The organism is Geminisphaera colitermitum TAV2, assembly GCF_000171235.2.
Taxonomy (GTDB): Bacteria; Verrucomicrobiota; Verrucomicrobiia; order Opitutales; family Opitutaceae; genus Geminisphaera; species Geminisphaera colitermitum.
On sequence record NZ_ABEA03000019.1, the window covers coordinates 83832 to 93808 of the forward strand.

The following is a 9977-nucleotide window of genomic DNA, read 5'->3' on the forward strand; positions in this document are numbered from 1 at the left end:
CGCTACTCGCTACTTTCCTTGTGATGCGAGAGGATGAAGGCGGCGGCTTCGGCGACTTTTTGCGGGCCGAGCTTGGGGCCCCAAGCCTCCATGCCTTTTTCAATGACACCGTTGGTGATGGTGTGGACGACTTCGGTGGGTTTGCCGCCGTGCAGCCATTCGTCATCGACGAGGTTGACGCCGATGCCGCCTTTGAGGTCGGCACCGTGGCAAGCCACGCAGTTGGTTTTGAAAATGGCTTCGCCGGACTTCACGAAGGCCGGGTTGCGGCTCATCTGCCAGAGGGCGGCGTCGTCGAGTTGGGCGGCCCCGGAGGAGAGGCGCACGGCCTCGATCTGCTGCATGAGGGCGGTGACGCGCTGGCCGTCGGTCTGCTGGGAAAAGTGCTGGGTGGCCATCCAGTAAACGATGGCAAACACGATGGCTCCGTAAAAGGTGAGGAGCCACCAGTTGGGGAGGCGTTTGTCATACTCCGCGATGCCGTCGTAAACGTGATGGCGAATGGGGCCGTCGAGCTGGCCGGGCGGCGGCGGATCGGAGGAGGGAGGAATCATGGTCGGGTCGTCGTAGGTCATTTATGGTAGGGAGGTCTCTCCGAGACCTCCGCCGGGCGTGGTAAGATGATGCGATACTTGGTGGTGGGTTGAGCGTGGTTGCGGAGGCCTCGGACGGAGCGCAGCAGCGCGGAGATGGCATCGCCGAAGGCGATGGCCCGAAGGGCTGCCCTCGGCAGAGGGCACAAAGGCCTCCCTACCAGGATAAAAATCAAGGTGGGTCGGTCAGTCGTCGTTGAGCGGGAGGTGGGCAAGGTGGTCGGTTTTCTCGCGGGTCATGCGCAGGGCGCGCCAGGTGATGGGCAGGTAAATGGAGAGCGCCGTGATAAAGGCGATCACGGTGAGCAGGCTGATCCAGTTTTCCAATACAAGGCGGCGAAACATGGGGGGGGGGGAGGGATTCGTTTACGGTATCAGCGGAGCAGGAGCGGGGGCGGCGTGTTTCACGGGTTCGTAGGAGCCGAGTTTTTGGAGATAGGCGATGAGGGCCACGATCTCACGGTCGGGTTGGGTGTAGAGTCCCTTTTCCTTGAGGCGGGCGGCGATGGCGGTCTCCTGTTTTTCAACCTGGGCCTGAATTTCGGAGTCGGACCAGTCCGGGAAAGGCACGCCGAGCTGGCGCTGCACGGCGATCTTGCGCGGGAGGGCGGCGGTGTCGGTCGTCTGCTCGAAGAGCCACGGATAGGCGGGCATGTTGGAGCCGGGCGACATGCGGGGATCGCGCATGTGGTTAAAATGCCAGTCGTCGGTATATTTGCCGCCGACGCGGGCGAGGTCGGGTCCGGTGCGTTTGGAGCCCCACTGGTAAGGGTGATCGTAGATCGACTCGCCGAGGCGGGAGTAGTCGTCGTTCACACCGGCGCGTCCGTAGCGCATGATGTCGGGCACGAGGGTTCTTATCATCTGCGAATGGCAGTTGTAGCAGCCTTCGCGCACGTAGATATCGCGCCCGGCAAGTTCGAGCGGGGTGTAGGGGATTTGCAGGCGGTCCTCGACGTTTTGAGCGCGGTTGGCGATGGCGGCGGGGATGATCTGGATCATGCCGCCGGCGGCGACGGCGATAAAGGTGAGCACGGTGAAGGGCGTGGCGTGGACGAGGAGCTTGTCATACCAGCCGGCCCACTGGCCGCCGCGTGTCTCGAAGTGCATCCAGGCAAGGATCACGCACAGGATGGTGCCGAAGAGGCCGATGAGCTTCAAGAGGTCGCCGCCAAACATCCACACGCAGGCAAAGAGCGCGCCGAGGACGGAGAAGATGAAAGGCGGGTTGAGGAACGTACCAGAAATCCCGATACGCCCGCCCGCGGCGGCGGCGGTGGTTTTGTCCTCGACGAAGACCCTGATCGAACCGTTGACCGGGGCGGCGCGCCAGATGGTGCGACCGATGTTGTAGATGAGCAGGAACCAGCCAATGAGGTAAAGGCCGCCGCCGATGAGGCGGAAGAGCATCATCCAGCGGATGGCGAGGAGGGTTTCGACGAAATTGGAATGGGCGAGGATCGTGCCGTTGTCCGTGGTGGCGTTGAGCATGAGGCCCTGCGTAATGCCGCTGGTCCACATGGCGGCGACGTAGAGGAGGATGCCGACCGTCCCGAGCCAGAAGTGAAGGTTGGCGAGAGATTGGGAGTAGAGGGGCTTGTTCCAGAGGCGCGGAGCGAGCCAATAAAACATGCCGGCGGCCATGAAGCCGTTCCAGCCAAGCGCGCCGGCGTGGACGTGGCCGATGATCCAGTCGGTGTAGTGGCCGAGCGCGTTGACGGACTTGATCGAGAGGAGCGGGCCTTCGAAGGTCGCCATGCCGTAGAAGGTGACACCGGCGGCGAAGAATTTGAGGACAGGATCGGTGCGAAGTTTGTGCCACGCGCCGCGCAGGGTGAGCAGGCCGTTCAACATGCCGCCCCACGAGGGCGCCCAGAGCATGAGCGAGAAGGTCATGCCGAGCGTCTGGAGCCAGCCGGGGAGCGCGGTGTTGAGCAGATGGTGCGGGCCGGCCCAGATGTAAACGAAGACGAGTGACCAGAAGTGAATGACGGAAAGTTTATAGCTGTAAACGGGCCGCTCCGCCGCCTTCGGCACGAAGTAGTACATGATGCCGAGGATCGGCGTGGTGAGAAAGAAGGCCACGGCGTTGTGCCCGTACCACCATTGCACGAGGCCGTCCTGCACGCCCGCAAAAATCGGGTAGCTGTGCGTCCACGAGGTGGGCAGCGAGAGGTGATTGACGATGTAGAGCATCGCCACGGTGATGATCGTCGCGATGTAAAACCAGATGGCGACGTAGAGGCTCGGCTCGTTGCGGCGGGCGAGCGTCCAGAAAAAGTTCACCGCAAAGACGACCCAGATGAAGACGACCGCGATGTTGATGGGCCAGATGAGCTCAGCGTATTCCTTGCCACGCGTGAAGCCCATCGGGAGCGTGATCGCCGCCGCCACGATGATGAGCTGCCAGCCCCACATGTGAATCGCGGAAAGCGCGTCGCTGGCGAGTCGCGCCTTCACAAGGCGCTGCGTGGAATAATAGATGCCGGCAAACATCATGTTGCCGACGAAGGCAAAGATCACGGCGTTGGTGTGGAGCGGACGAAGGCGGCCAAATGTGAGATATTGGATACCGTCAGCCTTGAAGCCGCCAAAGGTGATCCATTCGAGAAACTTGCCATTCATCTGCCAGAAGTTGAGCTGCGAGGCCACGATGACGCCGACAAGCATGCCGACCGCCCCCCAGATGATGCCGGCCAGCATGAACTGGCGGACGATCTTGTCGTTGTATTCGAGCGTAACAGTGCGTGCGGCCATGGTTGTGGTTTTCGGAGTCTGTTGGGTCAGTCGGTCTCGATCGGGTCGGAACAAAAATCAGCAAGGGTCATGGGGAAGGCAATCCCCGCGTCAGTGCGATGGCGGAAACGCCGTGGAGCAAGCACGGGCGTCGCCCCCGCCCTCCCCCCCTGCCCTCTTGCGACGCTCGCAGGAGTTGCACGAACCATTGCCGCGGCACTCTTCCTTCGCGCCATGCGCGTGCGTGTGGCCGTGGCCGTGGCCGTGCTCGTGGTCGTGGCTGGCGCAGGAAGTCCGGGGCGGCGGGGCACCGGCTGCGGCCAGGCGGGCGGTGCGCGCAGCAGCGGCGGCCGCAATGTCGATGACCATGGGCTCCGATGAAGGCTCCTCCTCCGCCAGCGGCAGCAACGATTCGCTTTCCGAACTGCTGAAGCGGCGGCGCGTCTGCTCCCGCCAGAAAAAAATGATGAAAGTAACGGTCAGACAGAGGCTGATAACCAGCGTGAGCGGGATGACGTTCATTAATTACGAAAAGCGGTTTTTATAGAGTCGATGAAGACTGCTTAATGGTAGCGCAATGAAACGCCAGCCTCTCCGCGAGGCTTGGCCGCCCTTGTGCATTTTTTGCTTCTGCTGCGAAGGCCACCCGGCAAATCCGCCAAACCCTTGCATTGTTTCCCATCGTTCCAAAATCCGCGCAACGCTCGCCAAGTGATGCGAGGCATGGACTCGCGGGATGTGGCACATTGTCATTATGCACCATACCCTCATCGTGGCACTCCTCGCCCGACGGAATTTCCTGCGTGCCCGCTGGGAGGGGAAATTGCGGGCACTGCCCCCGTCATCGGCGCTGGCCGAGCCGGATGCGCTGGTGCATCTCATGGGCTGGACCCTCGAACAATTTTATCAGGAACTGCAACCCACCGGACGCCCCCCCCCCCCCCCCGATCCAGAATCCCCGCACTGTCCCTGCGGCATCAACCCGCTCATTGCTTATTTCGTGACCGGCGAGGCCGCCGTGCTTGAGGAAATGCTCGACCCGCAAGGCCGCTGGATCGCGCTCGAACCGGACCAACGCATGGAGGAAATGGCGCGCGCACGCGCGGCCATCCGGCGCGTCGCGGCCAGGGAAATCGAGTCGTTCTGCGCCGTGTGCCAGCATCGCAAACGCCACGCCTCCGACCGTCGCGCCCACCACGCCCCGCAAGCCGCTCACGCGGGTTTGTGAATGCGGTCGCGGTAACCCGTGGGAGCTTCGCCGGCGATCTTGCGAAACACGCGGTTGAACTGCGACAAGGACTGGAAACCCACCTCGAACGCCGCCTCGCTGATGCGCTTGTGCGGATTGAGGAGCAGGTTTTTCACTTTTTCGACACGCACGCGCGCCAGATAGTCGGTGAACGTCATGCCCGTCGCCTTCTTGAACATCTTGCAAAAGTAGAAGGCGCTCATGTTCACCGCCCGGGCCACCTCGTCGAGTGAGAGATCGTCGGAATGATTTTCCGAAATGAAAGCGCGGGCCCGCGAGATGGTCGGCGACTCGGCGTTCTCCTCGCGGACGGCAAGCTGGTTGCTCAGCGTTGCCAGATGCTGCGCAAAGATCGTCAACAGGCGCACGATCGACTCATACTGGCGCTTCGTGACGACGCGCGTCTGGAAATACGCCTCCTCCAGTTTTTTCAGGTCCACGTCGGTGCCCCATTTCAGGATCTGGCGCGTGGTTTTGGCGAATTGCTCCTCATCGGGCTTGTGGAGCAGGATCTGCCCGGTTTGCAGGAACGCCACCAGGTTTTCCCCCACGCGGATCGGCACGGCGGAGTCGCACAGGCCGGCGAAGCACTTGAGCGTCTTGGGCTCCATCTGCGCCTGCTCCTCCACCTTGCGCTGCAATTGCAGGCAGGCGGCGCAGGTGTGATTGGACTGCGCCATCAATGCGCAAAACGGATTTTCGTTGGGATCATCGTGGTGGGGAAGGTCGAACGCCTCGATTGGACGCAGGTTCAACGGCAGGCCGGTGGTATCACGAAAGGCCTGCTCGTAGTCGCGGTAAATTTGCGACCGTTTGAGCTGATCGACTAGCTCACGACTGCGTTTGACTGGTGTGTCTGTTGAAGACATGAAGGATCAATGCTCGTTTTTTGGCTAAAAATGCGCAACAAAATCTGCACATTTGAAGACAAATGCCACGCCATCTGATAGGCAGACCCATGCAACCCTAATACCTCCCGCACGTGAAAATTGCTGTATTTAGCTCAAAATCGTATGACCGCCGCTTTTTCGACGCGGCCAACACGCTCCACCGCCACCAGTTAAGCTATTTTGAAGCCCGGCTGACGCGCGAGACAGCCCCCCTTGCCCACGGCTTCGAAGCCGTGTGCGCCTTCGTCAACGACCGGCTCGACTCCGGGGCGCTCGCCCGGCTCAGCGAGGCCGGCGTCAATCTGCTGCTCCTCCGTTCCGCCGGTTACAACCACGCGGACCTGGAAGCTGCCGCCGACCTGAACATCGTCGTCACGCACGTGCCCAACTACTCCCCCCATTCCGTGGCCGAGCATGCCGCGGCCCTGATGCTCGCGCTCAACCGGCGCATCCCCCACGCCTTCGTCCGTGTGCGCGAAGGAAATTTTTCCATCGAGGGACTGCTCGGTTTCGACATGCACGGCAAAACCGCCGGTCTCATCGGGGCCGGACACATCGGCGCGATCACCGGACGCATCTTGCAAGGCTTCGGCTGCAAAGTTCTCGCCTACGATCCCGCGCCGTCGGAGCAGGCGGTCGCCGCAAATTTTGAATTTGGCATGCTCGAAGACGTGATCTCGGCCTCGGATATCGTTTCGCTGCATTGCCCGCTCACCCCCTCCACACGTCATCTGATCGGACGCCTCACGCTGCCGTGGTTCAAGCGCGGCGCGATGCTGATCAACACCAGTCGCGGCGGGCTGATCGACACCCGCGCCGTCATCGAATCACTGGAAAACGGCCTCCTCGGTTCGCTCGGCATCGACGTTTATGAGGACGAGGCGGAAATCTTTTTCGAGGATCACTCCCGGCAAGGCTTGGGCGACGACGTCTTCTCGCGCCTCATCGCCATGCCCAACGTCCTCGTCACCGGCCACCAGGGATTTTTTACGGAGGAGGCCATGCAGACCATCGCTGAAACGAGTCTCAAGGCCGCCACGGATTTTGCCGCCGGCCGGACCTGCGCCCATGTGCTCACGCCCGCCAGCGCCGCCGCCGCCGCCAATGGCAGCCGTCCCGCCACGGCGTAGAGAACAACTACTGGGAGGTTCTAAAAATTGCACAGAAGGTAACGAAGGAAACGAAGACAATCAATTGAAGTGGAATTTTTGTTTTTTTAGAGCAGTTTCATTTAAACTGTAGCCATTTGATACTTGGTAGGGAGGCCTCTCCGAGGCCTCCGCCGTGCGTAGTGTGAGAATGCGAAATTCATAGGTAATTGGAGCGTGGTTTCGGAGGCCTCGGAGAGGCCTCCCTACCGCCAAGACAACGGACACAACTCAACTGAAAATGCTCTAGAGCGTGTAGTCACGAGATTGAAGCCCAGAGGATGGCACACCTGAATTGGACGGCAGCGAGGAAAGAGGAGGCTCGTTTTGCGTATCGGGTTGCGATGCCGCGCCATTGCTTGAGTCGTAGGAATGCATTTTCTACCAGATGCCTGATCCGATAAAGATAAGGGTCATATTCGCGTTGTTCTATGCGATTGGTCTTTGGAGGAATCTGCGGGCAGATGCCTGCGGCCTGCGCCATTTCGATGATGGCGTTGGTGTCATATCCCTTGTCGGCGATCAGATGGTCTGCGGCAATGCCTTCAATCAACCTGCCAGCCTGTGTGCAATCAGCCGTGGAACCCGCTGTAACAATGACTCGCACCGGCATACCATGCGCATCCACGGCCAAATGTAGTTTGGTGTTTCGCCCCCTTTTGTCAGACCGATCGCCTCGTTTCCACCTCTGGCTCCCGCTGCATGCGGATGGATTTTGACATGACTGGCATCAATCATGAGCCACTCAAAATCGGGCTCGTTCATCAGTTCCGACAACAGGCGCTCCCAATGCCCCTTGTCTCTCCAGCGACAAAAACGCCTGTGCGTGTTGCCCCACCCTCCGTAATCCTCTGGAAGATCCCTCCAAGGCGCACCAGTGCGTAAAATCCACAGAACCGCGTTGAGGAACTTGCGGTTGTCCTCCGCCACCCCTCCCCACGCTCCTTTCCTTCCAGGTAGCAGCGGCTCCAGAACGCTCCAAACTCGGTCCGAAATGTCGTGACGGTGTTGATCTTTCGCCATGCTGACATTCTCCATCACAAAAAAACTCAGTCAATCTTATCTCGTGACTACACTCCCTAGAACAAATTATGCTCCCTGTCTTCATCTTCGTTTTCTTGGTTATCTTCTGTGCAAAAATGAATTTTCAGAACCTCCCTACTCTTGCAGTTTCTCGACAGCGGTGACGATGCCACGATCGAAGACCACGCGGAGGCGATCGTCGTTGCGGTCGCTCGATGTGGCGATGCCCGAGCCGACTCCCACGCCCACGCCACTTGACGAACCGCCTGCGATGCCAATGCCAAAACCAATCGACGGACGACTGCTCTGCCAGGCCCACACCTCCGTGGTGCCCGCCGCGGTGGTCCGGGTGTAAGCCCGGTCGGGCTTGCCCATCGCCATTGTTACCTGCTCCTGGGTGAAGCCCGTGGCCACCTCGCCCGCGCGGATTTTTTCCTGAAGCTCCACCGGCCAGGTATCGAAGGCGGCTTGATTTTTCGCTATCCGCGACGACGGGCTCGAACACGCTGCCAGCAACGAAATCAGAGCAGCCAGCGACACCGTCCTCACGACTGACGCAAGAGTTGACATGGGTTTGTGGTGAGAATTCATGGCGACAACGATAACACGATCGACAGTCCTGCGCCAGTGTGGATGGACTGACTTCCTTTTCGTTTCCGCTTCCCGCGCCAAACCAATCATTCATGAAAACCTTCAGCATCGCCATCGGTTCCGACCACGCCGGTTTCGCCTACAAGGAGAAAATCAAGGAAGCCCTTCTATCCGAGGGACACACCGTGCGTGATTTCGGCACCTACTCGCCCGCCTCGTGCGATTATCCCGATTTTATCCGTCCGACCGCCGAAGCCGTGGCGCGTGGCGAATTTGAGCGCGGCATCGTGCTTGGCGGCTCTGGCAACGGCGAGGCCATCGTGGCCAACCGCATAAAAGGCATCCGTTGCGGCCTATGCTGGAACGAGCAGGTGGCGGTCTGGAACCGCTCGCACAACGACGGCAACGTCCTCTCCCTCGGAGAGCGCACGGTGACTCTCGAAGAAGCGCTCAAAATTGTGCGCGTGTGGCTCGCCACCGAATTCGAAGGCGGACGCCACCTGCCGCGCATTCAGAAGATCGACGCTGCATAAACGGAGCGAAGTTTCCCCACTGGAGGGCGGGTCTCCCGACCTATACGCGCTAACATGTTGTCTTTACATGGGAGGAGGAAACGGGTAGATAGGTGGGATGAAAAAGACATGGATGACGGAAGAGTGGGGGCTGGTGAAGGGGCTGCTGCCGGAAGGGTGGGAGGTGGCGGCCAGGGAGCAAGGAGCGTTCAAGCAGGCCAAGGGGATAAGAACGGCGGAGGAGTTGCTCAGGCTGATATTGATGCACGCTGGGAGCGGGCTGTCGTTGAGGCATGCGGTGGCGAGGGGGGCGGCGGCAGGGTTGCCGGAGGTCTCGGATGTGGCGTTGCTCAAGAGGCTGAGGAACGCGGAGGGTTGGCTGAGGTGGATGAGCGTAAGGTTGCTTGAGCAGCAGGCCGGACAGCCGAGGTGGTCGAGATTGCCGGAAGGGTGGACGGCGGTGGCGGTGGACAGCACGACCATAGAGGAATCCGGAGCAAGCGGAACGGACTGGAGACTGCATTATGCGATCGGACTGCCCAGCCTGTTTTGCGAACAGGCCGAACTGACCGACAACAAGGGGGGCGAAAGTCTGTGCCGTTACAAGGTGCGCAAGGGGGATTTGTTTTTGGGCGACCGGAATTTTTGCCGAGCCCCGCAGATCAGGCATGTGATGGATCATCAGGGGGCGGTCCTGTTACGCTGGCACAGCACCAGTCTGCCCTTGTTTGACCAGCAGGGGCATGCGCTGGACGTTCCCGCATGGCTGGCCCAGTTGCGTTCCCGTCAGTGCTCCGGACTGCCCGTCTTCCTCAAGGACGGCACCGCCTTGCGCCTGTGCGCCCTTCGCGTCAGCCCACAGGCCGCCCAACGCGAACGAGCCAAAATCAGGCTCAGCGCCAAAAAAAACGGCCGCAAACCCTCCTGCCAGTGCCTGTGCATGGCTGATTACATTGTCGTTGTCACTTCCCTGCCCTCCTCTTGCCTGGCACGAACCGGGGAAAGGGTTGAAAAGGGTTGAAGCGGGGCGAATGCGTCTGAAACAGGGCGAATCGTCACGCGGGCGGAGGAGAACGCAGGAAAGGGTCAGACATGGCAGCGGAGCAAGGGTCGCGGGCATCTCGCGGCCGATCCGCGAGACGCTTGCGAGGGAGCCGCGATGCCGGCCTATTTGGGCAAGATCACGAGTTCACGATAGCGGGCGTTGCGCTTTTTTCGGCACGGCCTTCGATGCC

The 9977-nt window shown here is 60.5% G+C and carries 11 protein-coding genes; 4 read left to right on the forward strand and 7 right to left on the reverse strand.

The window, feature by feature from the left end:
- Positions 1-2: 2 nt before the first annotated feature.
- The 4 genes from OBACDRAFT_RS03145 to OBACDRAFT_RS03155 all read right to left on the reverse strand — a co-directional run bounded on the left by OBACDRAFT_RS03145 (position 3) and on the right by OBACDRAFT_RS03155 (position 3851).
- A complete protein-coding gene (locus tag OBACDRAFT_RS03145) occupies positions 3-575 on the reverse strand; it encodes a cbb3-type cytochrome c oxidase N-terminal domain-containing protein (RefSeq protein ID WP_043582660.1) in 573 nt (190 codons plus the stop codon).
- A 204-nt stretch (positions 576-779) separates the two neighbouring features.
- Positions 780-938, reverse strand: coding sequence for a hypothetical protein (locus tag OBACDRAFT_RS28825; RefSeq protein ID WP_198529837.1), 159 nt, complete (start codon positions 936-938; stop codon positions 780-782).
- A gap of 21 nt (positions 939-959) precedes the next feature.
- Positions 960-3350: a cytochrome-c oxidase, cbb3-type subunit I gene (gene ccoN, locus OBACDRAFT_RS03150; RefSeq protein WP_043582662.1), complete on the reverse strand. Its 2391-nt coding sequence runs from the start codon at positions 3348-3350 to the stop codon at positions 960-962.
- 90 nt (positions 3351-3440) lie between these two features.
- The gene (locus OBACDRAFT_RS03155; RefSeq protein WP_198529838.1) at positions 3441-3851 is read right to left on the reverse strand and encodes a hypothetical protein; all 411 of its coding nucleotides are present in this window, start codon (positions 3849-3851) and stop codon (positions 3441-3443) included.
- 232 nt (positions 3852-4083) lie between these two features.
- Here OBACDRAFT_RS03155 and OBACDRAFT_RS03160 point away from each other — a divergent pair, with 232 nt between their 5' ends.
- The gene (locus OBACDRAFT_RS03160; RefSeq protein ID WP_232766593.1) at positions 4084-4557 is read left to right on the forward strand and encodes a hypothetical protein; all 474 of its coding nucleotides are present in this window, start codon (positions 4084-4086) and stop codon (positions 4555-4557) included.
- On the opposite strand, the gene OBACDRAFT_RS03165 is transcribed toward OBACDRAFT_RS03160, so the two are convergent.
- The gene (locus OBACDRAFT_RS03165; RefSeq protein WP_043582664.1) at positions 4542-5447 is read right to left on the reverse strand and encodes a PocR ligand-binding domain-containing protein; all 906 of its coding nucleotides are present in this window, start codon (positions 5445-5447) and stop codon (positions 4542-4544) included. The genes OBACDRAFT_RS03160 and OBACDRAFT_RS03165 overlap by 16 nt on opposite strands.
- Positions 5448-5560: 113 nt before the next feature.
- On the opposite strand from OBACDRAFT_RS03165, the gene OBACDRAFT_RS03170 reads away from it, so the two are divergent.
- The gene (locus OBACDRAFT_RS03170; RefSeq protein WP_043582666.1) at positions 5561-6598 is read left to right on the forward strand and encodes a 2-hydroxyacid dehydrogenase; all 1038 of its coding nucleotides are present in this window, start codon (positions 5561-5563) and stop codon (positions 6596-6598) included.
- A gap of 277 nt (positions 6599-6875) precedes the next feature.
- On the opposite strand, the gene OBACDRAFT_RS26155 is transcribed toward OBACDRAFT_RS03170, so the two are convergent.
- Positions 6876-7639 (reverse strand): IS5 family transposase gene (locus OBACDRAFT_RS26155; RefSeq protein WP_088179267.1). Its coding sequence is split into 2 segments (ribosomal slippage): positions 6876-7267 and positions 7267-7639, totalling 765 coding nucleotides; the frame shifts between segments, so codons are not numbered across the junction.
- A gap of 135 nt (positions 7640-7774) precedes the next feature.
- Positions 7775-8209 (reverse strand): hypothetical protein, encoded by a 435-nt coding sequence (locus tag OBACDRAFT_RS03185; protein ID WP_052360977.1) that lies wholly within the window; start codon positions 8207-8209, stop codon positions 7775-7777.
- Between the two features lie 113 nt (positions 8210-8322).
- On the opposite strand from OBACDRAFT_RS03185, the gene rpiB reads away from it, so the two are divergent.
- Together rpiB and OBACDRAFT_RS03195 are read left to right on the forward strand one after the other, a co-directional pair.
- A complete protein-coding gene (gene rpiB, locus OBACDRAFT_RS03190) occupies positions 8323-8763 on the forward strand; it encodes a ribose 5-phosphate isomerase B (RefSeq protein WP_043582670.1) in 441 nt (146 codons plus the stop codon).
- Positions 8764-8860: 97 nt separating this feature from the next.
- Entirely contained in the window at positions 8861-9763 is a 903-nt protein-coding gene (locus OBACDRAFT_RS03195) for a hypothetical protein (protein WP_043582672.1), read from the forward strand.
- Positions 9764-9977: the final 214 nt, after the last annotated feature.